We start from the raw sequence: 23,863 nt of genomic DNA, 5'->3' as shown, positions 1-23,863 counted from the left end.
AACTAATGTTCTGTTATTTAGGGGGAATAACGGTGTATGACTATTCAATATTGCCAAATCGAATTGTTTTATGTGTAGATCTTCGTAGCTTCTATGCTTCAGTCAGTTGCATCAAGATGGGATTAGACCCACTCCATACTAAATTAGCTGTAGTCGGTGATGTGAATAGGAGTGGTTCAATTGTTTTGGCTGCAACACCACCATTAAAAGCGTTGGGTGTTAAGAAAATGGCAAGACTATACGAAATACCACGTCGCAAAGATATCCTTGTAGTAAACCCAATTATGAGCACTTATATAAAATGTTCTAATTTCATCACTAAGTTGGCTCTACAATACGTGCCTATTGAGGATTTTCACCAATATTCCATTGATGAGTTTTTTATGGATATTACGGATAGTATTCATTTGTTTGCTAATGATCCATACGACTTCGCATTAAAATTCAAACGTGAAATTTATGCAAAGACACGAATCGAATGCACGATAGGAATTGGTCCTAATCCTTTAATGAGCAAAGTAGCTTTAGATGTGGAAGCAAAGAAAACGAAAGATTGCATAGCATACTGGAAGTACGAAGATGTACCCATAAAATTATGGCCAATACGACCACTTAGTAAGTTTTGGGGGGGTTCGGGTAAAACAGAAGCGAAGTTAAACCGAAAAGGAATTCATTCAATCGGAGACTTGGCGCAATATCCACTCAAATACTTAAAGCAAAACTTCGGGGTTATTGGCGAAGAATTACACTTACATAGCAACGGCATAGATTTTAGCCGTATATCAGAGAAATACGTTCCAGTAACAACGTCTATTGGTAAGAGTCAAATACTTATGCGTGATTACACCATAGAAGAATTCCCAATTATTCTACTGGAGCATATTGAAGAAGTTTGTTATCGAATGCGAAGGCAAAACAAACTAGCTCAAACCATCCATTTTTCCATTGGTTACAGTAAAAATTACGCTGGTGGTTTCAGAAAAACTCACACTATGAACCGACCGACCAATTTAACAATGGATATATATAAGATTTGTACATATTTTTTACACGAGTTTTACACTGGAGAACCCATTAGATCCATCAATGTTTCTTTAACTAACTTAATCAATGAAGGCGAAGAACAAATCTCACTATTCGATAATGTAATACAACGAGAAAAAGAAATGCAATTAACTAAAGTAATGGATGAAATACGCACTAAATTTGGTAAGAACAGCATATTAAGAGGAATTTCGTATACAAATAGTGCAACAGCAAGATACAGAAACACATTGTTAGGGGGACATAAAGCATGAACAACGCTAATATGCCAAAAGGAAGAGGAATGGTTAAATGGACTCCGTTCGCAGCGATGCCGGAACAATTCGCAGGTATCCGTGAGATTATTAAAGACAAAACAAAAGTAGAACGCCCTACATTAACCCAGGATGAACAAGAACGTATTGAGAATACGCTATTATGTTCGCTACTTTCTGAAGAAGAAATATTGATTACATATTATGAAGATGGATTTTTACTTACTAGCTATATGACCGTCATTGATATTGATCCGTTGAATAAATCTATAATTTGTACGGATGCATTTTATAATAAAATAACGTTGAAATTTATTGATATTATTGATGCTAAATAAAAAATATTTTTACATTTCCCTCCTTAAATTGGTATGATTTACTTGTTTAAAAAAGGGGGGGAGATTTTTGAGTTTAAATATGTATTTAGGGGAAGTGCATACACAAACACAAGATATGAATGCTGTATGTACCGCTACCATTCAAGGTATGGAACAAGTTATTCAGTCGATTGATGCTTTTGCAATTGATACTGTTCTACAAGGACAAACATATAGTAGTGCCAAAGCATTTTTTGTACAAACCTTCCGTCCCTTAGCCCAAGGGATTATTTACTTGTGTGAAGAACTAATTCATCAGAATGATGCCTTTCCAAGTCAATTTCAATCACAGGTCGCTTCAACTGATGTAATTGAACAAGAAATATTAGAACAAATTCGAGAAATTGACCGAATGAAGGCAAGTATGGAAGCTATCAGTCAAGCTATGCCGATGCCAAGTATGGACGCTATGGCGAATCTTTTTACTGTCATGAGACACAAACTTCAAGAAAAGTTAAATCACCTATATGAATTTAATCAAGCGTCTAGCAATAACTATGCTACAGCACTTCAACTAGCTACGAGTATCGCACAAGGTCTTGCGGAAGTGCAAAGTGGCAAAGGATTTAGTCCTGCAAGCGGAACATTTAGTACGCAAGTGTTGAATATGGAGTGGACTACTTCTATTCAAGCGATTGAAGAAGATAGGAAGCGTCAGGCTGACAAATCAATCGAAGAAGATGCAATGTGTGGTAAACTTTCTTCGGAGGAAAAAGGATTTGATGGTAAAAAATTAGCTAGAGATATTGCTGGTGAAATAAGTGGTGAATACGATGTTCGTCGTGCTTGGGACGGTATCGATCCATCTACTGGCGAAAAACTTTCCACTTGGGAAAGGGTTTTTGCTGGAGGAATGGCTGTAGCTGGTCTTACACCAGTCGGAAAAATTGCCAAAGTTGGCAAAGGGGTAAAAATGACTGCGAATGCAGTTGAAGCTGCTAATACTATTAAAAAAGCTGATCGTGCCTCAGACATAAAAAAATATGCTACAAGTATCGATCATCAAGTAACTGAAATAGAAAAAGCGAATTTACCACCTTGGATTGGAGATTCATTTACAGATGGAGTATTTAGAACTGTAAAAACTAATGAAGAGGTAACATTATATCGTACATTTGGGCATAGTGCTGATGCAGGCGGTGGTTTCGCTACAACTGTCCCCGCTCAAAATCGAATACAAGCGAAACTAGATACAGCTCTTTTACCGGAATGGAAAAATAGTAGAATGTATGAGGCTACGATTAAAGTTCCGGAAGGCGAAACTCTTAATCTTGGAAAAGTAGCTGAACAATACACAATGAGCGGGACTACGTTGAAAGGTGGTGGAGATCAAGTTTTACTTCCACAAAACTGGCCTTTAGAATGGATTTCAGATGTACGAAAAGTACCAAATAAGTAATTGAAATGAAAATGGAGGTATTTAAATGCTTACACAGGACCAAAATATTACTGAATTAAAAAAACAAATGAATAACATCATTCAAACTCTTGAAAAAGAAAATCAAGTAAAAGGCAAAAGAATGATTGATGATATAATTAAACGCTATAAATCAGCTGTAACCATTTTAGAAACTAAAGAACATACTTCACTATCTAGAGTGGATTTCAAAATTTTTGGTGGAGTAAGAGCATATCTTGATTGTTCAAGTGACTATGACAACCCTGTATTAGGTGAAATGCATAAGGTAGAACAATCACTTCAAAGTATATTAAACGAAAGTAAATAATATTAGACCGCCCTTCCCGAAAAAAGGGCGGTCTTTTTCTTCTCACTTCACATACACATAGGCTTCATTTGCAGTAATATAGTATGTTTTCCCTTTGCTATTGTGAACTTTATATTGTGGTGATCCATTGACAAAAAAGGCCCCCCATTAAGGACAGCCTTTGTTTTTTACCAAACTATTCTTTCATTTTATTTCTTAATATACTCGTAAAACCATTTCCCTTCAGGTCTAGTATCCATCCACCAAGTAATTTTATCTAATTCAGAATTAGGTAATACCTCAGTTTGTAAGTACGCTATACCAGTTGATGGATCAGAGATAACTTGTCCTTTAGTTCCGCGTTCAGTCATAGCGTTTAACACTTCCGGAACCAATGAAACGCCAAATCCGCCAGATTTAACATATTGATAACCGCCATTAGAAACAGTTTGCTCTGGCTGCTTTTCTTCTGTAAACCAAGATAAAGATTTGCTACCAATCAATTCATTTAAATCACATTTACCAATACCAGGTACATTTCCTGTTTCAGTGTATTGCCAAATATCACACGGATAAGCTGGTTTATTTCCTCCATAACGAGGAATCCATACAAAGTCAGCTTTTACATTAGCCATGCCAAACGGAGCATACATATGATGGCCAACATATAAACCAACTTTTTGAGCACCTAATCTGCGTAATTCATCAATAAACGCTTGTGCACCGGCTCTCATATCATTCATTGTTTTCACTTCAACATCTGCAACCCAGACTTTCGCACTCTTGTCTCCGCGATTCCAAAAGTCTCTAGCTTCTATACGTGCATCATTTTCAGAAACGAAACGACAGAATGCATAGTTCCCAAAAGGAATACCGTGCTGCTTCATAGCTTGTACATACCCCTTATATAATGGATCTACATAATTCGAACCATCTTGTACACGAGCGATTATGAAATCAATGTGTTGTTTTGCTACAGGCCAATTAATATTACCATTCCATTTTGAAATATCTACAATGTACCCCATTATTGAACATCTCCCTTTTTCTCTTCTTGTTTTTGTTTACCACCTAAAATTTCAATTGCATTTGTCAAAGCTTGTGGCAACGGAATACCCATTCGACCAGCATTTTCTAAAAGTGAAAGTAATTCATTACCCATGAAGAAGAAAATTGTTGCTTCTCGAATAGCACTATTGCTTCCAAGTGCCACATCTAGCTGGGTCGCCACTCCAACCAAAAGAAAAAGCACCACCTTTTTGGCGATGCCTTTGAAGCCAACTTTACTTTTTAGCTCTCCGTTATATCCTGCTGCGACTACTCCTGTGATATAGTCGATAGCTGCCATGATTACTAGAACTTTCAATGTTGCATCCCATCCTCCCAAGAAATACCCACAGAAGCCACCAAAAGTGGCAATAAAGGTTTTTAATAATACATCAATACGATCCATCTTTTTCTCTCCTTTTTTAGATAATAAAAAAAGACCAGCTTATGGCTACTCTGATTTCTCGTCTATTAATTTTTGTACTAATTCTGTTAATGTGGACACATCGTTTGTTAGTTTCGTAACTTGCTCTTTTAGTTGTTTATTCTCACCTTTAACAGTAGTTAACTCTTCGTTAAATTGATGATACTGCTGTTGGAAAGCTGCAATAAAGATTGAAACAGTATTATATAAATTAATAGCCCGTTTCTCTTTATCTGTAAATATATCTTCCGTATCATCTGCAATCATACCAAAATACGTTTCAATTTCTTTTGTTGTATATGGTTCTGTTTGTTCTTCCGGTTTGTTCACACGCATTTGATACAGATCATACATGTCGTCCTTGAAGTTGTACTGTTTGATAGCTAAACTCATGATTTTATCAAGAGCGGAGAAAGGAATATCTTTTATATTTTCTTTCATATTCCTAGCTGATGTAGGATTAAATGCTTTCGCCCACATTTGACCATTAGCATTTACATTTTCTTGCGCTCGTAGCGTTCTTAATTCTATATCTTTCCATCCTTGGCCCATCATATCTTTAATCTGTAATCCGTTGTTATAACCTTGTACAAAACTTGATCTTATCATTGCATTACCCATGATTAAATCATGATCGGTGGCGCCGTTTATGAAATGTATTTTATAGTCACTGCCTTTTCTTTTGAAAGTAAACTGTCCCTTGTTATTGTTAAAAATATGCGGTTCAGTTGTAGTTACAGAGAAGTAACCATATCCTGGAGCCCATCCTTCAGATTCAAAAATAATATCATTCAAGTTTTGAAAACGAAATTGTCCATCTGAATATACGCTTAGATGTCCACCGTCATTCTGCATTTGAATATAATTTGACCAAATATTAGTTCCTTCTGCATTTTCTCCTTTAGAAACCCCAAATTTTGCATACGCTTTAGAAGGTTGATCGACTCCATTAATTCGCGGCATGACTTGATAAATATAAAATGATCCTGTACCAGCGTATTTTCTATTATCAGAACCAAGGACTAATGAAGGTTGAATACTCCCATCATTTGTCTCCATAAATCCTATATAACCACGTGGCTTATCTAAATCGAAAATCTTCATGTCTTGTTTATTTATTTCAACAAATCTATTTCCACTCGTTTTAAGTGTTACCCCTTCTAAAACTTTTCCTTTGATATGATTTGCTGTAATAAAACCTACTAAGTTAATTCTGTTTGCATTCAAAGTAATGTTTTCTTTACTCATATTGAAAGCTGCGATTACATCATTTTCTTTTACAGATATACTAACGCCCTTTTCAGTTAACTGGAGACGGGTTTCCATATCTCTTACGTAAGATGATGTGGCAAATTGCCCATTTGCTTGATCTTTTGTATATACCTCTGTCTTTTTGGCTGAAGCATTGATTCCCTGTTCATTGATAGTAAAGCGGTTATCAATCAAAGTCATTTTTTGATTAAATTGCTCAGTTGCAAGTTTGTTAGCTAATTCGCCCAACAAATCTTGTTTATTTTTATCAACGGTTTGCTTCAACTCAGGTATCTTAAATCCAGCAACATAATTCTCTACTTGTTTAAGCTCAACTTTCGCTCCAATTGCTGTTGCCTGTTGTTCGAGTTTTGAATTTGCTTCAGTAAGCTTTTTCCCTTGATCTGATACTACATTATTTAAATTGCTCACTGTGGAAGATAACCCCGTTGCTGTTTGCTCTACTGTAGTCATACGCTTTTCGAATCCAGCCTGGCTATTTTGAACACTGGTTACAGTGTTTTTTACGACATCCACACTTTTTTCAATCTCAGTTGTTTTCTTGGTAAATTCATCTGTTGTTACCTGCTCTTCAGGCGGTGTCGTCCAATCCTGCGGCTTATTCCCTTTATACAAGGCAACCCATTCCACAATAGATTTCGTAGTACTACTCGGATAGTTATATAAGCTTAACTTTCGTTCATTTCCACTTGTAGCCACAACAGCTTTAAAGGTTAGATAAGTTATTCCATTAGCGTAAACACTTGTTGCATATCCAACATTGCTAGACCCACCATTCTGCCAAATTCCAAATTTCTGCCCTTGTGGGACACTTCCTTTAATTACAAAGGTATATTCCTCACCCGCAAAGAAATTTTCAGTTAGAGAATATTGATTGATTAGATAGTCTGTTTTTTCATATTTAACATTTGATTTTAATAAAAGGTTACGTCCACCAGTTTTATCACTATTAACCTTTGTTTCTACACTCGTTAACTTCTCACTGATTTTCCCAGCTTTTTCTTCTATTTCAGTAGTTGTTTTCTTTAGTTCACTTGTTGTTTGTTGCACATCAGAAATAGCCCTTTTTGTACCTTCCGCATTTGATTCGACAGTATTTAATTTATTACTAATTTCAGTATCTTTTTTCGTTAATGATTCAATAGAAGTTTTAAATCCATTAGAATCCTGTTCAAACTTAGTTACTTTCTTATCAATTTCACCTTGTTTATTTTCAATATTAGAGATTGTACGGTTGACACCTTGTAAACTTTCCTTTATTTCGTTGAATTGTCCCGTCGCCTGATTTTGTGTCTCTTGAACCTTTTGATTTAATTCTGTTTTTGTTGATTCAATATCTTTATTAACCTGTTCAAGTGTTTCTTTTTTGACAGACTCTACATCGGGTACAACAGATTCCCAAGCTGTACCTGTCCATATTTTTAAGATACCAGGCTTACCATTGCTAATATCACGCCAAAGTGTTTTATAAGGCTTCAGTCCTGTTGTCGGTGGATTCTTAGCTTCAATTATTTCTACCGTGTTATTTTTAAGATTCTCTTGAACTTTTTCAGCCAATGTTTTCGCTGCTTCGGATTCTTTCTTAGCATTACTAGCTGTTTCGTTTGCATCTTTCACTAATTTATCTAACTGATCTATCAGCTCTTGTTTATTACCTAATGACCCCAAGATTCGATTGTAAATTTTTCGTAGTTCTTCGTTTGGATCAGTAATTTCGCGATAATCACCAAACACATATTTATCTTGTGTAGGGTCCGTAAAAGATTCATCACCAGCAATTACACGTGCTTCAAGGTATAACTTAGGTGTGAATCCTGTATCTTTGATTCGAATCGTATCGCCCTCATTAATTAGTTCATGTACTAGTCCAAAAATACGTCCAATCGATTGTGCTTCTACTTCATAAGAAACTGAAGAATTGACACGCTTCTTTAATTCCGTCTTCATCAAAGTCATTAATCGTTGCGGTGTCATATTTTGGTCTTCTGTTTCCGGAGTGTAGAAACCAATTTTATGCTTACCATGCGCATTCCATCGTTGAAAGGCATCACTATCTGTAATATAAAGAAGCCCGTTATTAATACTCTCAATCGTGATAAGTTTATCACCTTCGCCCCGTACAAATCCGATTAAGGCGGTACAAATATCCCTGGAATGTTCAATGCGTCTAATGCCTACTAAGTCTTTTCCCAAGGTTACTTCCTTCCCTGTTTCTCTCCCTCGTTTCTTTATCATATCGACGTACCATCCAGTAATTTGAGAACCGGATACCTCAACGCGATATTGGATTTCTAACTCAAACAAAGCCGCGATTTTCTTTAAAAAAGTGAGGGGATCGATGAATTCATCAATAGTCATCGTGTGGAATGAAGAATAATCCGTTATTCCACGTTGCCATTTTGAATCGGCAAGAGCCATATCAATAAACGTATTAACTGTTTCGCTCTCTATACGTTGAGGTTTAATAATCCCATCTTTGGCTATTTGAACCCAGGCACCAGAAGCATGTACAGTGAGCGATCTATCATCAGAGTCTTTTTCTACTTCATTATTAATAACATACGGAACAATTCGACCATCACGTACTTCCTTTAAAACCAAGTTCTGCTGTTGCAATGTAATCGCATGTGGGGTGCCGTCAAAAGTTTTGAACTCCAGCATATCAATATTATTCTTGATTTCCCAATGACGTTTATCTTCCCAGTAGTCCTTTGGTTGAATAGCGGATAGAATTTGATCTGTTTTGAAATCAACAACATGAAGTAATCCGCTTGGTGTTCTCATCTAAATCGCTCCCTATATTTAACCTTTGCTGTTCCGATATCAGAAGGCATGATTTCTAGTGTATTCATACCTTTATTAATGACAGGAAAATTACTGAAAATGTCCTTAATATTAATCGCATCCTTCCCTTCAATCGTTACATGACTATTTTCTGTATCAATTGCAACTTTATCGCCAATATCTACTATATAAGGCGGGGTATTTTGATTATTTAAATTCACTTTCCAAAATTTCAAATCAGAAACTGTCATCGCTTCTACTGGCGGTACATCTTGCCATTGCATGATACTAATCTGGATTTGAGCTGCTTTTTCCATGTGATAGTTATTTTCATCTGTCCACCGCACAAATCGTTCTGAATCATCTTTTTCAGTTCCTGGGAGGAATTTTGAAATATATGCTTCCCATACATTCCCTGTTCTAGCTATCCACAATCGCCCATAATATTGATTCCAAGTGTTTGGGTGATCTCCACTTTCATGAATTAAACTTCTTCTTCCTAGTTTATTATCATAACCGATTACCATTGTTCCGAAGTTTTGTTCAGCTTGCCAAAACACATCAGTCATAGCTATTTTCGAAAGCACTTTACTGTTTTCATCGAGTATCGCTATCTCAACCCGTCCCATTTCGTTAATCTTTTTACTCTTACATGTAACATAGGCTTGCATAATAAAATCTTGCACTGGGCCACCAGGGATACTTTTTTTAACAGCTGCACCGTGCCATCCTTTTCCCGTTCCAGTTCCAAAATCGGAACAATAAAATTGATATTTATCTGATTTCATTTCACCAACCGGTTCCCCATCTTCCATTGAGCTGACTTTACTCCATCCGACCGTAGTAGCCATTTCATCCCATAATATACGTTGATTCCTTTCTACAGGCTTTTCCACAGTTTTTAGTGGCATACCGATACGAAAATAATCTCGATCACTTAAAGATACCCCGCCGAACCATACGTCTAGAAAAGTATTTGGTTTCGTAATATCAATCTCAATGATAGGGTTAGAATGAACAGTTCCTTTATTTTGGACATTAGCAACTAACCCACTAACATCTTGTTTAAAGTCAACCGTTTGCTCTTTTCCTAACTTATATGGCATTGGACAAATGAAAGTTAAAGTACCTTCACCTAGATCAACTAACTGGTCTAAATCTAAAGTTTCATCTACGACAGCTAAAAACGTACGATCTTTTTCATCATCAAAAATAAGCTCGCACGGTTGATCCGTAACGAGCCAATCTGCTATTTCTTCTTTTAGTTTTTCAGCTTCTTCAGCTGAATCATATAATAGTGCAATAGGAATTAAAATCTTTCTCATTTTAGTTTGTGTGCGTAGTAACCTACCTCCTGGATAATGCGAGACTTCAAGAAACATATGATCCAAAGGAGCCCATGCAGGGCGCTTTTTACCCTGCAGTGGAATTACATTTGGATTCCTTTTCCCGTTAAAACTAAAGAAGCTAATTCCCGCCATATCATCACCTACCTAAAATACTTTGAGTCTTTCTTTCTCGCGTTCTTGAAATTCATTGACATCTGAGTAAATTTCCTTCGCTATTTCTCTTCCGTTTAAATTAATTTGTAAAACAGTTGGACCTTGTGATACATATTTGGCCCCTTGCTGTTGATTTAATGGTAATGAACCCATAATTCCATTCGCAATCGCGTCAAACGTTTGCTTACGTAAAGGTAACACCGTTTCATCGTATCCTCTTGCGTCACCACAATTGTTATGTTAAGGCTCTTTATCCTTAACTCTCCGGTTTTCACTGGAGTATCGGACTATATCATCACCCATTCTTCGGGTGTCGTGCGCTCTTGGGTATTTCGCCATATTCTCACTTAGGTTACTTTACCTAGTCTCTACACCTTCTTGTCGTTTCCGTACAGGCTTGGCTCGGGATTGCCATAGACAATTGTCCTTAGGTTTCCCCGAATTCACACGATATTTTATGCTGCCGATTTCTCGACAACCGGGCTAGATTTAACCCCAATTAATGTAGGATTACCGGGCTTAATTAAAGCTCCGTTCGCAGCCCATTTAATATCGAAAGATGGCAGACCTTCACTCGCCCAATTTACTGGGTTTAATGATCCATTTACACTAATCTTCGGAACAGGAATGTGAACGCCACTGAACATATTTGAAACACCTTTTTTAATTTTATCAATCCATTCCATAACACCTTCCCACGCATTTTTAAATGGGGTTGCGATTGCATCTTTCACTTTTCCGAATACTTCTTTTATCACTGTAAGGGTGTCTCCTGAGCTTTTAAAAATACCCTCGAACATGTCAGAAAATACTTTCTTTACACCTTCCCAAGCTTCTCCAAACAGTCCCTTCATTTTGCTGCCTATTTTGCCAATGATGCCAAGTACCTTTCCAACTCCCCATATTTGAATGAAATTCCAAATGAATTCCCATGCTCCTGATAAAATTTGTTTAATAGCATCCCAAACACCAGTCCAATCACCAGTTAGTAAGGAAGAAAATAGTTTAATTGTCCCTAAGATGATATCTAAGGCTCCATTTATAACACCTTTTATGTTTCCCCAGACATCTTCAATAATGAATAGAACAACAGGCATTACAAATTCAATAATGCCCTTTATAAGATCAAATGCATTTTTTACAGCTTGGACAATCTGATCCCCGTTTTCTTTCCAAAATGCTGCAATCTTTTCTATAATCCCGTTCACAAATGACATCACATCTGTTAATAAAGGCATTAAGTAAGGAGCTATTGTATTGAATACACCTTTAATAAAATCCCAAGTAGCCCCGATTATTCCCATAATTACAGGAGCAGCAGCTGAGATTAGAGATTGTACATTTTCTATAAAACTACTTAATTGGGCATGTACATCCTGAACGAACATGATAATATCCGCTTTTTGTTCTGGAGAAAACCCTAACTTATCCAATAAATTACTAGCAGCTCCCCAATCACCAGATACGAGAGCTTTCATAGTTTCTACACCATGCTGCACTGCCGCTGTAGTTTCTTGTATAAACTGAATTGAATTAGCAGAGAAACCAAGTTTAGTAAGAATGTCATATCCCTCAACCATGGCATTTCTATCACCAGAAGCCGCGAGCCAAAAATCTTGAATTGCTTTGGTTATTAACTGGATATTACCTATATAATTGTTTAAATCTACAAATCTTTTAATTGTACCGTCAACCCACCGGACCACCTGAGTTAATCCAAGGACAATAGCTGCTAATGCAGGAGCGATAAGTGTAAAAATCGTTATAGCTAAACCTTCTAGCGCAGATGTGAATTCAATCCACTTTCCTTTTAGATTGTCATTCATAGTTTTAGCCATTTTCGCAGCTGCACCATCAGCTTTTTCTAATGCTTTTGTATTTTTCTCTAATTTCTCGCTACCTTCTTGCATTAAAGCTGCCCAGTTTTTATATGCTTCTGCACCAAATAACGTTGTTAATGTAGCTGATTTTTGTTGGTTTGTCATACTACCTGTTTTATCTTCTAATTCTTTTATAATCGTTGGTAAAGGTTTAATTTTACCTTGCTGATCAAAGAAAGATAAATTCAACTCATCCATAACTTTTCGCATTTCTTTTGTCGGTTTAGCTAAACGCCCTAAAGATGTAGCGAAAGCTTGTCCTGCAACTGATCCTTGCAAACCACTATTTGCCATCGCCATAATTGCCGCTGATGTTTCTTCCATACTGAAACCGACAGTATGGGCAGTTCCAGCAGCGTATTTCATCGCTTCGCCCATTTGTGTTACATTTGTATTTGAGTTAGAAGCAGCCAACGCTAATACATCTGCTGTATGGGTCGCTTTATCAGCTGACAATCCAAAACCACTCATGATATTAGACGCTATATCTGCTGCTGTACCTAAATCAAGTGCACCTGCCGCTGCTAAATCTAACATGCCAGGCATTGCTTTCATAATATCGCCAGTTTTAAAACCAGCTTGCGCAAGGTACATCATCCCTTCCCCAGCTTGTGTAGCAGAGAATTGAGTTGTTGCACCTAATTCTTTAGCTTGAGCTTCCAATTGCTTCATTTCACTTCCGGAAGCACCGGAAACAGCTGCTACTTTTGACATGATTTGTTCAAAGTTAGCACCTGCGGAAACAATACCAACAAGTGCGGCTCCTGCCCCTAATGCCATACCTGCCATACCACCAATAGCTATAGCGGAAGTCCCGACAGCTGCCCCCATTGAACCAGCCATTCTACCGACGCTGCTAAAACCTCTATTTAAAATCCCGGTAGTTCGTTGACCGTGCTGTTCTGCTCGGTTCAATCCACCTCGTAATTCATCATCACGCAAGAATATTGAACCAAACATACGAAATAGTTCCATTTATTCACCCGCCTTTCCGCGGATTTTTTCAACTCGAGCAAACACTTCTTTTTTTGTAAATTTCTGCTTCGGTGTTTGTTCGATTGAATCGTTGTATTGTTTTACCTGTTCTTGCGTTGGATTTTCGCGCTTATGTTTAAATTGAGGAAATGTTTCATCGCAGTACGGTTGTAGGGCACACCATTCTTCCCATAACATGCGGTCCATCTGTTTCTTCTTTGCGGTGAGATACAAGTTAATAACTATCTCTGCATCCAAACTCCTTATATACTCCATATTTGGATAGCGAGAAGCTAACGTATCGATGAAGTCTATTTCATCAAGTTCACCGCATTGGAAAAAAGCTTAACCAGCCCAGCTTCTGAATCTTTAATTGCAATAAATAATCGAACCAACTCTTCTAGATTTAAAGTTCGAATGGTTTCCCAACCTGGTGATGTTTTTTTGCCACTTTCATCTTCATGAACTAAAAGTCCGGCTACAAACTCAAAAAATTCCTGTTCTGCTTCTTCTAATCCGAAGATAAACTTCATGATAATGTCATACCCGAAAGTCTCTTGTGCAGCTAATACATCAGCTTGAGTTGCTCCTTCTTTATTTCGTACGCCCATCATTAAATCTTTAAGTAAATTAATATCAACCTTGAATTTCGATTTCTTCAAAATACGAACTACAGAAAATAAATCTCCACCATGAATTTGTCTCACTTTATATTCTTTTTCTTGAATTGCAATAGTCATATTTATTCCTCCTTAAAATAAAAAGAGCAGGGATTATCCCTACTCTTTAACCTGCTGGTATTAATTTAGCTGCTTCTGTTGCTGTTAAAATACGTTTTTTCCATGGTACTTTTCGAATGTTTTCTGGATCACGATGTCCTGTGAATGTCACTTCTGGAACAACTTCACTTTCGTTTTCAAATCCTAGCTCTAATGAACCGTCAGATAATGCGTTATATACGATAATTTCAACGATATCTCCACCTAAAGTTTCGCCAACCCATGCTACGTTTTTAAGATAGCTATCTTTTGTTAGACGTTCTGTAGCTTCGATTACGTCGTACTTAATTGTTTTCCCGTCTTTTGTAATAGTCTCTTCTGATACTTTTAAACCAGCAATAAAGTTTTTGATTTTTTCTTTATCCAAAAATTCAAGTGTCTTAAAACTAATTTGAGTTTTTGATTTTGTAATACGTTTCATCCCCATAGTGTCACCAGGAGAACCATCATATTCAATTTCTTTAAACTCTGGTTCGTATTTAAATGAGCCACCGCCTTGTGTAGCACCTACAGGTAGTTCGTCTTTTTCTCCATAATTAAAGAAGAATGCACCCCAATCTCCGAATAGGACATTCTCTGGTTTTGGTTGTGGAGCTGCCATATAATCAACCCTTTCTATTGTTTAAAATAAGTTCTTAAAATGAACCGCACTTCTTTACGTCTGATATTCGGGTCTGGATCAGGTACTTTCTGACTCGAAAGATAAGAAATAGCAGCACCAAATTCAGCACTGCTTAACCTTTTTCTATGAAGATTGTTTTCTAGCTTCATAATCAGTTCATCTATTTTACTAAGATGAGCGGAAGTGCCGTAAATATCAATTGTAAGCATGATATTCTTTCGTCCCCATGGTTCTTTGTCATCATTTACCGTGAATACCTGATAAGGCATTTCAGCCGTTGTTTTAGCGATTTCATAATACGTTTCTTTATGAATCTGTTTTAATTCACTGTGTAATATATTTATAAAGTCATTCATGCTATCTACCTCATTAACGACGAATAGGTTCGCGTGCCAACTTGTGTAATTTGCGGTTTATTGCTCTCTACTGCTGGTCTAAGAAAAGGCTGTGCATGTTGCCCTTGAGTTTTAACCATCTTCCCTGTTTTAGGGTCACGGTACATCCAAGGAGTTTTACGCCCATCACCGTCTACAGCATAAATTCCTGTTCCTTTCTCAACATAAATTCCATGATCAGCAGAAGTACCGATAACAACTTTTTCTTGCTCTGCTTTAGAACTAATGCTTCTTCTTAGATTGCCAGTGTCTACAGCAGCAAGTAATTTAGCTTTAGAAGATACAAATTGACCAATAGCAGTATGAGCTGCTTTCTTTGCAGCCAAATGTCTCGCCATAACAGCGGCTCTATTGGATTGGAATTTCACGCTCATATGGCAACATCTCCAATTCTATTTGAAAGAATCTACCCGCATTCATTGGATCTCCCGGATAAGTAACGCTGTATACCTTCTTATCGATAACTAATCTATCTTGAATAGTTACGTCGAAAAGCATGCAGTAAAAGAAATGTGTGCTTTTCTCTTCTACTTTCTTATTGCGAGCATCCTTTGTCCCTTGGATAGCATCCAATACACCTTTAACAGTATTGATTTCTTTCCATTCTTCTGTTGGATATGGTCCATCATCAGAACCAGCGTTGCGAAGTACTGTAGCATCTTTTCCAAACTTGCGTATCATTGACTGAATCATCGAACACGTAACCTCACTTTCAGCCCCTTCGTGACGCTTGCTGGATAATCTACCACATCATCATAAGTAACAGAATAGTTGCCTAACGATTCACTTTTCTTTCCTTCTCTCTCTTGCTCCATATACTGATGAACCACCATTTTAGCGATGATACCAATATAAGCAGGAGGGAATTCAGGAATAGTTCTATTGGTGTACTCAGCAACCATTAACATTGTATCTTCAATGCTTATTAATAAATTTTCATCACTTATATTAGGTACTTGCAGTTTTACACGTTTTAAAATTTCTGCTTTCATATCTTCCATCTAATCACCTACTTACGTAAAAGAAAAAAATGGAGAAGGCTTATTAAGCCCCTCCACCTGGTTTTTCCGGAGTAATTGATGTAACTGTAGCTGTAAGTACCGCTATTGACTCTTGACGAAGGATATCTCCACCATAAACCATAAGACCACGAATACCATCTGCAAAGGAATTTTGCAGACGTTGTGCCTCTGTTTCAGTTAACTGTATCCCGTATCCAATGGCAGACTTATGAAGACCTAAAATTTTATACTTACCACCAGTACCGTGAATTTCTTCTGATACAACGATTTGTGATCCATTAATAATCTGTCCTTCAACAATACCATTTTCTAAAACAACAGGTTGCTTAGTAAAGCGATCATCTTTAGATAATAAACCTAAAACCTGAGAATTGATGATTGTGAATCGTTCAGTTTTAGGAACCTTTTTAATATTTAAAATCGTATTTAAGTCTACAATGTAATCATATGCATTTTTAGGTGATAACTCAATTGGACTAGAGTCACTCCCAATTGTATGAGTTTTATGAGCGCCTTTATAAAGCCCTAATACGAATGTATCAACGGTTTCCTGAAGTACCGCTCCTGCCTCTTGTGTATGTGGGTCGATTAAATCTCCAGCAGCCTGAACTGCATCTACATCATCAACTTTGAAAGCAAAATACTTTTGTTGATCCATATTAATTTCTACTTTAGAAGGGTTGGTATCATCCCATTCGATTGTACCATTATAATCTTTTACATTTACTGCGCCTACACGATTAAAGATAATCTTATTACCTTCGATTTTCGTTGGCGTTGTTGTAATTAAATCCGCAATAGAACGCTTGTGAAAGTTCGCCATCAAGCGCGCTTCCCAAATTGTTGGAATAAAAGTTGATACTGACATATATTAATTCCTCCTTAATGTTTTTCCATAACAAAAGAGATTACTAAACTAGCAATCTCTTTTGTTCGTTTTATATTTTTTTGACTGTACCATTCAAATCACTTAACTTTCCTAGTGCTACTTACCCCAATTGCGCATATCCTTCTGAATTTGTGGCCAGTTCGCATTAATTTCAGCTTGACTCATTGAATTTACTTGTTCTCTCGTAAATCCCCCTCCAGTTCCGCCACTAACATGGATTTCTCGGCCAGCAGCTTTAAACTTTTCAGCCACTTTTACTTCTAATGCAGTAGAGAATAAATCATTAAACTTTGACACCCTAACTTTTGTATCTTCTACATCTGAACCAATAACAAAATCTACAAATTTAAGATCCAATCCAACCGCTGATAAACCATCTGATGCAACACTCTGCATTTCTTTCTGATGAAGTACTCTTTCTCGCTCTTCTAGTTGTTCCTGAAGTTGCTTCATCTCATATTCAGCTTTCTCTTGTGCAGTCATAGAAGCGGTTTTATAGTTCTCTAATTCCTTTTTTGTTGCATTCAGTTCTTTCGAATATTTAGAGCGCACTCTATCTTCCGCTGATTGTACCATCTTCTCAATAAATGTTTTTGTTGCATCATCTAATTTCGGTTCTTTTTGTTCACCAACTGGCGGTTCTTTTTGCTCTTCAACTAGTGAATCTTTTATATCATCCGCAGGTGATGTTTGTTCATTCTGTAGTGTCTCATCTGCAGGTATTGCAGGATCAGAAAAGAATTGCAGATTTGATAAACGAAACGGTAACTTTGTTAGTTCTCTTTCTTTTAAAAACTGTACTTCCGCTTGCTTTTGTAATTGTTTCATTATTATTCCTCCTCTGAGTTCCTATGAATACACCCTATTTAGTTCGTATTTTATAAGCCCTCGTGTGTTTTATTATTCAAGAGAGTCTTTCCATTCCTCGTAACTAACTGCGCTAATCACCTCATTCTTACCTGTAGTTGGGTTTCTGGCCCTTCTCTCAATGAATGAGCTAACATCCGCTACCTCAGTAATGAAAGTACAGCGGCATCGTACAACTTCTTTAGCAGGTAAATTACTATTATGTGGATATTCGCAACTATAACCACCGACTTTAAATAATCCTTTAAACGGTACTTTTTGATGATCTGCTGCTTGGTGAGTAGGACGCGTACGTTTATCTAATGTAGAAATCCAAATCTTCTTCATTGATACACCTTCATCAAAAGCGTGAGAAGCACTGTCATAAGTACCTAAGTTTTGCACCCTAGCACTTTCTGTCCAAGCGACCATTTGGGCTTTCTTCGCATCACCATCAAGTATCGGCTTAATCCGATTTGCCATTGTTGCATATCCTTCGCCTTTTCTAAGACCGATAGATAACTCTCTGCGTATTCGGTTAACTATCTGTACTCGATGTGTACTTAACCTTTGATTGAGTGTCATTTTATCGATTGGCATTTGTACCGCTCGTTTAATGACGTTCGGGTCAAGAAGACCATACGAAAGAGCCACGCCGACTTCTTTCTCGATGAGATAACTCGTATAATAAAAAGACTCTCCATACTGATTGGAGAGCGTTTCATTGAGAGTTTTCTTTTTCTCATATGTTATTTCATTAATAACGTGTTGCAGTTCACTTTGCATACTCTTATATCGATTGAATCGGCGCATTTCCTGCATACTCAACTGCTCATTTACGGCATATTTGGCATAATAAAAAGCCAGTATTCCTCTGACTTCTTCTAAAGCATCTTTATACAGGTAGAGAATCGCCTTTTCCAGTTCGTCCTCTATCTTTTGGAGATGTTTCTGCTTCTTGTCCCATTCCACTAGGCTCACCTACCTTGTCGAGATTCATGGAATCCGCCTCTTCTTCCTGCATCTTCTGTATCTCCGCTTTCGGATCAGAAACAACAGATAACATAGATAATCGTGTTTCTTCGCTTACTAAACCTTGTAGTTTAGACTGCACATCAGCTTCATCAGCTAAGTTGGCTGGAAGGTTTCGCGTAAATTGAAACGTCATACAAAGGTAGTCTAGTTCTCCTTTATTTGAGCGTAAGTTCCAAGCGTCAAACAATAACTTAAATTGTTGTCGCAATGACTTAGTAAACTTCATTTCTAATGTTCCTGATTTAGTTTCTAAAGCTAATAACTTGTAACGAATAGCAACACCAGTAAGGTTACCACCAAATGATTCATCAGAAAGGTTCACATGCTTTGTGAAACGGCATATATTCTTTTCTAATCTGTCGAGATGGTGTTCTAAGATGTTGTCATTAAGGTCCTTAGTTAAAAAAGAAGCCTCACCATTCTCACCTACATCAAGAGCTCCTGTTTGTTTTAACTTCTCGATAGTATCATCATCTATATCAACGCCTTTAAAGATCATATAAGCCAGACGAAACTGTTCAATTTCACTGTTTACATCGGAAAACGAACGGTCGTAACCTTCAATAAGTGATATAGCTTTATCTACATCACCTTGTAATTCTTCATTATTAGGAAACCCAATAAGTGGCACACCTTTAAATAAGTTTGGAATACGGTCAGTCTCTGTTAACTTATCTAAACCTTCACCAGTGTACTCAATAATGTTTGTTTCATTGTAAAACTCTACTTTGTAACCATCCTTGAAATCATCACCATCAATTACTTTGATTGGATAGCAGCGTATAGCGTATTTAGGTTCTGCAATACTTGAATTCGTAAGAAATATAGCTTCGTAAGGTTTGATATTCATAACCTTTTCGATACCTTCTTTATCGTGATACAGTAGTCTCGCTCCGTATCCACAAATAGAAGCGAACTTCCCTGTTTCTGCGTCAGCATCCTCAGTATGATTCGCTTTTAAAAAGTCCTGAATACGTTTCAATACTTCATCATCTTCATGATCTAAGCTGTATGAGATAGGCAACCCAAACATATAACCGATTTTTGTATCGATAATTTCAGAAAAGAAGTCATTGTTTAGCTTATTGTTAACCTTATCTTTATTACCATCACCTTTAAACTCGCGAGTAAAGATAGGCACACCCTTTTCACTTGCTTTGTATCGCTCGTACCTGTTAATCATGCGTTGTTTTAATGGTTCAAACTCATCAATAATTTTTTTTAGTAACTTTGATGTAGGCTCGCCATTTTGTTCATCCAGCAACGGAATATAGTGTTCAAACATCGTCTCACCTCCTTAATAGATTGACTTAACAGCCTTAGCTTTGTTATTAGTTACAACAACTGTATTTACAAAGTAACGATCACCATCCATTTGGTGGTCATTCTCTTTATTTGGTTTATCTTCACCACGAGCTGTAGCTTTTTCATCCCAAGTATAAGAAGCATATTCACGGAATGTTTCTTTACAGCAGTCGTTGTATTTTATCTTCTCTTCATTAAGAAGTCGCGCTACATTTCTTATGCCATCTATAACTTCATTCTTAGCTTTAAGCACTTTGAATCGATTCTTTTTCAATAAAGCAATAAATGAAGCTGCTGATGGGTCAACTATAATCCCGCGAATAGAAATATCTCCGATGAATTCTTTTAGGTCGTCAAGATACTCATCATCTGTCTTTTGCCGTGAATTTTTACGACCATCATAATGGTACTCTTTTGTTTTGTACCATATACCTTTACACAATCCCCATAGTCCATATGTCATAGGGTTCTGTGTACCATAGTCACAAGATACATAATACTTCTCGTATTCTCTTTCTACTGTTTTTACAACATGCTTTTCTTTGTTAAACATGTCATATACAATACCTTCTGCAAGCACCCATAAACCTAAAATGAAGCGTTGAAAGAAGACTCCATTATACATACGATAGTATCTTTGCTTCACTTTTTCAGATAAAGAAAGATTATCGTCCATTGTAAAATGAATATGTAGCAGGTTCTTGTCTTCCTTATTATCTATCCATTCAAGTTTGAACCAATGATACGGGCCGGCAGGGTTACAGTTAAACCAATACTTTGAGCCTTCAATAGAACAACGTCCTGTCGCTTGGTTCACAAAGCTTTGTGGCATAAGAGCAACTTCATCAAAAAACATACCAGCTAATGTAATACCTTGGATAAGTTCTTGTGATGATTCGTCCTTACCACCAAATATATAGAAATGATTCGTATGGCCATCTTTACTAATGGTAAGCATGTTCTCTGATAGATGGTCTTTCACTTTATATTTACGTGATTTTAACATCTTTTTTAATGGAGTAATTACGTTGCGTCGCAGTGATCCAATTGTTTTACCTGCCATACCTAGGTTTTCACCATTAAATGTTTCAGTTCCCCACATAACATAAGAAAGAGCCATCGAAACAGTTTTGCCAGCACGAATAGAACCATCGCATATAATGCCGTCATGGTCCTTCACAGGTGAATCTTTTCTCCACCAAGTGAGTACTTGTAATTGTTTCTTTGAGAATGGTCTAAATTTAAAAGGGGCAGGTTTAAGTTTCATCTTCCCACACCTCTGCTGTTTTACCTTCTAACGCATCGATGAAACCGTCATCTTCATACTCTTCACCTTCATCACCTTTAATACGAGAAGTATCTGCTTTAATTTTATCAATTTGAGCTTTCTGCACTTCCATCTGCATTTTGTGGCGTTCTTCTTCGATTTTACGTTTGAAATTGTCAGGTACTAAGTCAAAGTACTGAGATAGTTTGTCCAGTGCTTTCATCTTGTCAGCAAGTTTTACTGACACGCCATCTTTTCCGAGTTTTACTTCGGTTATTATAGAACCATCAACCATGTCAGCCTCGTGTAAATCTACATAATTTATGATACGAGTTATTTCTTTACCGGATTCATCTTTCATCGGGCCAAACATCCCCATTACAGGTACTTCCTTCTGTCCAAAGGTTACATAGTTAGTAATATCAGCAAAAGCAATCTTAATGTACTCTTTAAGCACATCCATCGCTTCCACAAATACATTCTCGATTAACTCACCTTTAAGCTCTTTTATATAGGAAGAAACTCGTTCACGTCTTAGCAATCGACTAGCCTGTACATGAGCGCCGTCTTTGGAGTATCCAGCCTTCAGTGCAGCTTGTGTACCATTGAAGTATTTCACATAATACAAACAAAAGAGCCTTTCCTTTTCGGTCAACTCTTCATCTTCTAAAATCTCTTTCAGTTTTTCTTTCGTTTTGGGATTTTTAACATTAGTAACGCTCCTTTTCGCAATAGTAACGTTACCATTCATTTGTTCATCCCATTTGTCTTGTGATTTCCACTTTCTGATTTGCGAAGGCTTAAGGTTTAACTCAGCAGCAATATCAATTAATGGCTTCTCACCTTTACTTACTTTATATATTTCAAATGCTTTATCTCTGTCCGGGCTACGTTGTCTAGCCATAACCACCACCTCACGATAGGCTCTATTAGTTTTTTAAGCTTTTAGGAATTCTTCCATTGTTTTATTGAGCAAACTAACCATTGCTTCTCTCTTTTGCTTTGGTGTTGTGTTATCTTCTAACTCATTAAAGATTGGAATTGCACTTTCTAATTTCTGTTTATCGATGCGCTCATTTACAAGGTCCTGTCCCAACATCGAAATGAATGTACCAATTGCAACTGCTTGTTCTTGTTTAGTTAGTTTCATTATTCATCATCCTCCAAAATCACTCTAATTTATTCTTGAAATTCTCTAAAACTCGATGTATTATATTTTTGTGTTTTTCTCAGTTCCCAAGCCGAGAATACATCATCACTTCTGAAAGGACCCGAACTCCAGCGGGTTCTTTTTATTTACTTGAACTCATTTTCGAATTATTGTATTATATTTTCGGGTCTTGCTCCATAAATCATTATCAGGAGAATCTGCAGGTTTGCAGGTTCTCTTTATCAAATAAAAAACATCCATTATATGAACACTTCATGTTATTATGATTAAATTGTTTTAATTCAGATTGATATGCAGGTGAAACGAATGGAAAATAAAGAACATGAACAAAAATACGATTTAAGCAAAATATACACATACGAAGAGCATCCTGATAAAATCAGTGGTCGCTGTGATAATTGCGGTAATTCCACATTCAAAAGTTCCATTAAAAATTTCATCTTCTTAAGAGAATGCCGTCAATGTGGTATGAAGAAAATCATATAGCCCCAGGTAGGGCTTTTTTCCTTATTAAATAAAAAAAGCAGCGGATTCGCTACTTTAACTGATTACTTATATTTCAAAATTCCTGCCGTAGCTGTTCATATTCCTCCATCATAATTCCTCCTCTTTTAATTCTTTTGCTTTAGCATAAATAGTAGAACGCGGAACTCCCGTCATTTTTGAAATATCATTTACACTTAAACCATTCTCTTTCCTATTAAAGAATAAATTCATAGCCTGCTTCACCTGTTTTTCATCCTGTCCCCTACGTCCCATATGTTTGCCCATTGCTTTAGCTCTTTCTCTTCCTTCAGCTGTTCTTTCGTTAATTAAATCCCTTTCAAACTCAGCAATAGCCCCTAACATAGTAAACATCAATTTACCTGCTGGTGTAGAGAAATCAATTTGTTCTTTAAGAAATACCACCGCTATTCCTCGATCAGCTAATTGATTTACAATCTTATGCAAATCAAATATTGATCTAGCTAAACGATCTATTTTACAAACAACAAATTTATCCCCTTCTCTCATATACTCTAATGCCTTTTGCAATTCTTCCCGATCACTATTAGCTCCACTGTACTTTTCAGAATATATCTTTTCACATCCATATTCTGTTAACCTTTCAATTTGTGCATCTAAGTTTTGATCTTTTGTACTCACCCTTGCATAACCAACGATAGCCATCCAAATCACCTCAAAATAGTCTAAAAGTCTTAAGAATTATATACTTTTATTTTAGACTATCTTTTAGACATTAACAACTATCTGTTTACAAAGTTTT

The 23,863-nt window shown here is 36.7% G+C and carries 26 protein-coding genes and 1 pseudogene; 5 read left to right on the top strand and 22 right to left on the bottom strand.

What is annotated here, in order from left to right; all coding sequences use genetic code 11:
- The first annotated feature begins 32 nt into the window (after positions 1-32).
- From ACQGSG_RS08655 to ACQGSG_RS08640, 4 genes are all read left to right on the top strand, one after another.
- A complete protein-coding gene (locus ACQGSG_RS08655) occupies positions 33-1,298 on the top strand; it encodes a Y-family DNA polymerase (RefSeq protein ID WP_098604939.1) in 1,266 nt (421 codons plus the stop codon).
- Complete coding sequence (locus ACQGSG_RS08650) at positions 1,295-1,636, top strand: YolD-like family protein (protein ID WP_098377737.1); 342 nt, start codon at positions 1,295-1,297, stop codon at positions 1,634-1,636. Before ACQGSG_RS08655 ends, ACQGSG_RS08650 begins: the two co-directional genes overlap by 4 nt.
- Before the next feature lie 67 nt (positions 1,637-1,703).
- Positions 1,704-3,074: a pre-toxin TG domain-containing protein gene (locus tag ACQGSG_RS08645; RefSeq protein ID WP_426947222.1), complete on the top strand. Its 1,371-nt coding sequence runs from the start codon at positions 1,704-1,706 to the stop codon at positions 3,072-3,074.
- A gap of 25 nt (positions 3,075-3,099) precedes the next feature.
- Positions 3,100-3,402 carry a hypothetical protein gene (locus ACQGSG_RS08640; RefSeq protein WP_000957442.1) on the top strand — a complete coding sequence of 101 codons (303 nt, stop codon included), beginning with the start codon at positions 3,100-3,102 and terminating at the stop codon, positions 3,400-3,402.
- A 42-nt stretch (positions 3,403-3,444) separates the two neighbouring features.
- On the opposite strand, the pseudogene ACQGSG_RS08635 reads toward ACQGSG_RS08640, so the two are convergent.
- From ACQGSG_RS08635 to ACQGSG_RS08535, 21 genes and pseudogenes are all read right to left on the bottom strand, one after another.
- Positions 3,445-3,534, bottom strand: a pseudogene (locus ACQGSG_RS08635) (N-acetylmuramoyl-L-alanine amidase); the annotation flags it as partial.
- Between the two features lie 56 nt (positions 3,535-3,590).
- Positions 3,591-4,409, bottom strand: a complete 819-nt coding sequence (locus ACQGSG_RS08630) for a GH25 family lysozyme (RefSeq protein WP_000540645.1) — start codon at positions 4,407-4,409, stop codon at positions 3,591-3,593.
- A complete protein-coding gene (locus ACQGSG_RS08625; RefSeq protein WP_098377735.1) occupies positions 4,409-4,834 on the bottom strand; it encodes a phage holin family protein in 426 nt (141 codons plus the stop codon). Before ACQGSG_RS08625 ends, ACQGSG_RS08630 begins: the two co-directional genes overlap by 1 nt.
- A 45-nt stretch (positions 4,835-4,879) precedes the next feature.
- The gene (locus ACQGSG_RS08620; RefSeq protein WP_325842344.1) at positions 4,880-8,908 is read right to left on the bottom strand and encodes a phage tail spike protein; all 4,029 of its coding nucleotides are present in this window, start codon (positions 8,906-8,908) and stop codon (positions 4,880-4,882) included.
- Positions 8,905-10,389, bottom strand: coding sequence for a distal tail protein Dit (locus tag ACQGSG_RS08615; protein ID WP_098619435.1), 1,485 nt, complete (start codon positions 10,387-10,389; stop codon positions 8,905-8,907). The genes ACQGSG_RS08620 and ACQGSG_RS08615 overlap by 4 nt, the downstream gene beginning before the upstream one ends.
- 12 nt (positions 10,390-10,401) lie before the next feature.
- The gene (locus ACQGSG_RS08610; RefSeq protein ID WP_426947219.1) at positions 10,402-10,611 is read right to left on the bottom strand and encodes a hypothetical protein; all 210 of its coding nucleotides are present in this window, start codon (positions 10,609-10,611) and stop codon (positions 10,402-10,404) included.
- A gap of 254 nt (positions 10,612-10,865) precedes the next feature.
- Complete coding sequence (locus ACQGSG_RS08605; RefSeq protein WP_240514376.1) at positions 10,866-13,265, bottom strand: phage tail tape measure protein; 2,400 nt, start codon at positions 13,263-13,265, stop codon at positions 10,866-10,868.
- Positions 13,266-13,523 carry a hypothetical protein gene (locus tag ACQGSG_RS08600; protein WP_325842343.1) on the bottom strand — a complete coding sequence of 86 codons (258 nt, stop codon included), beginning with the start codon at positions 13,521-13,523 and terminating at the stop codon, positions 13,266-13,268.
- A 53-nt stretch (positions 13,524-13,576) separates the two neighbouring features.
- The gene (locus ACQGSG_RS08595) at positions 13,577-14,005 is read right to left on the bottom strand and encodes a hypothetical protein (protein ID WP_098604945.1); all 429 of its coding nucleotides are present in this window, start codon (positions 14,003-14,005) and stop codon (positions 13,577-13,579) included.
- A 46-nt stretch (positions 14,006-14,051) separates the two neighbouring features.
- On the bottom strand, positions 14,052-14,645 hold the full coding sequence (locus ACQGSG_RS08590; RefSeq protein ID WP_098604946.1) for a hypothetical protein: 594 nt from the start codon (positions 14,643-14,645) through the stop codon (positions 14,052-14,054).
- Between the two features lie 14 nt (positions 14,646-14,659).
- Complete coding sequence (locus ACQGSG_RS08585; RefSeq protein ID WP_098604947.1) at positions 14,660-15,022, bottom strand: hypothetical protein; 363 nt, start codon at positions 15,020-15,022, stop codon at positions 14,660-14,662.
- 5 nt (positions 15,023-15,027) lie between these two features.
- Positions 15,028-15,435 (bottom strand): HK97-gp10 family putative phage morphogenesis protein, encoded by a 408-nt coding sequence (locus ACQGSG_RS08580; protein ID WP_098604948.1) that lies wholly within the window; start codon positions 15,433-15,435, stop codon positions 15,028-15,030.
- Complete coding sequence (locus ACQGSG_RS08575; protein ID WP_016513764.1) at positions 15,410-15,754, bottom strand: head-tail adaptor protein; 345 nt, start codon at positions 15,752-15,754, stop codon at positions 15,410-15,412. Before ACQGSG_RS08575 ends, ACQGSG_RS08580 begins: the two co-directional genes overlap by 26 nt.
- On the bottom strand, positions 15,751-16,062 hold the full coding sequence (locus tag ACQGSG_RS08570) for a hypothetical protein (protein ID WP_016513763.1): 312 nt from the start codon (positions 16,060-16,062) through the stop codon (positions 15,751-15,753). Before ACQGSG_RS08570 ends, ACQGSG_RS08575 begins: the two co-directional genes overlap by 4 nt.
- Before the next feature lie 43 nt (positions 16,063-16,105).
- Entirely contained in the window at positions 16,106-16,951 is an 846-nt protein-coding gene (locus ACQGSG_RS08565) for a hypothetical protein (RefSeq protein WP_325842341.1), read from the bottom strand.
- Positions 16,952-17,068: 117 nt separating this feature from the next.
- Positions 17,069-17,800: a DUF4355 domain-containing protein gene (locus tag ACQGSG_RS08560; protein ID WP_000811673.1), complete on the bottom strand. Its 732-nt coding sequence runs from the start codon at positions 17,798-17,800 to the stop codon at positions 17,069-17,071.
- 72 nt (positions 17,801-17,872) lie between these two features.
- A complete protein-coding gene (locus tag ACQGSG_RS08555; RefSeq protein WP_325842355.1) occupies positions 17,873-18,640 on the bottom strand; it encodes a phage minor head protein in 768 nt (255 codons plus the stop codon).
- A gap of 73 nt (positions 18,641-18,713) precedes the next feature.
- Complete coding sequence (locus ACQGSG_RS08550) at positions 18,714-20,138, bottom strand: phage portal protein (RefSeq protein WP_016513761.1); 1,425 nt, start codon at positions 20,136-20,138, stop codon at positions 18,714-18,716.
- Positions 20,139-20,150: 12 nt separating this feature from the next.
- Positions 20,151-21,425: a PBSX family phage terminase large subunit gene (locus ACQGSG_RS08545; RefSeq protein WP_325842338.1), complete on the bottom strand. Its 1,275-nt coding sequence runs from the start codon at positions 21,423-21,425 to the stop codon at positions 20,151-20,153.
- A complete protein-coding gene (locus tag ACQGSG_RS08540) occupies positions 21,415-22,329 on the bottom strand; it encodes a terminase small subunit (RefSeq protein ID WP_016513760.1) in 915 nt (304 codons plus the stop codon). The genes ACQGSG_RS08545 and ACQGSG_RS08540 overlap by 11 nt, the downstream gene beginning before the upstream one ends.
- Before the next feature lie 33 nt (positions 22,330-22,362).
- On the bottom strand, positions 22,363-22,575 hold the full coding sequence (locus tag ACQGSG_RS08535; protein WP_325842336.1) for a hypothetical protein: 213 nt from the start codon (positions 22,573-22,575) through the stop codon (positions 22,363-22,365).
- A gap of 327 nt (positions 22,576-22,902) precedes the next feature.
- Between ACQGSG_RS08535 and ACQGSG_RS08530 the strand changes: the two genes are divergently transcribed.
- Positions 22,903-23,082, top strand: a complete 180-nt coding sequence (locus ACQGSG_RS08530) for a hypothetical protein (protein WP_079004510.1) — start codon at positions 22,903-22,905, stop codon at positions 23,080-23,082.
- 108 nt (positions 23,083-23,190) lie between these two features.
- On the opposite strand, the gene ACQGSG_RS08525 is transcribed toward ACQGSG_RS08530, so the two are convergent.
- Complete coding sequence (locus ACQGSG_RS08525; protein ID WP_098360992.1) at positions 23,191-23,766, bottom strand: recombinase family protein; 576 nt, start codon at positions 23,764-23,766, stop codon at positions 23,191-23,193.
- Between the last annotated feature and the right edge of the window lie 97 nt (positions 23,767-23,863).

It is taken from the genome of Bacillus sp. GMa5/1, assembly GCF_050172015.1.
Taxonomy (GTDB): Bacteria; Bacillota; Bacilli; order Bacillales; family Bacillaceae_G; genus Bacillus_A; species Bacillus_A cereus.
This window is presented reverse-complemented; position numbering and strand designations above follow the sequence as displayed.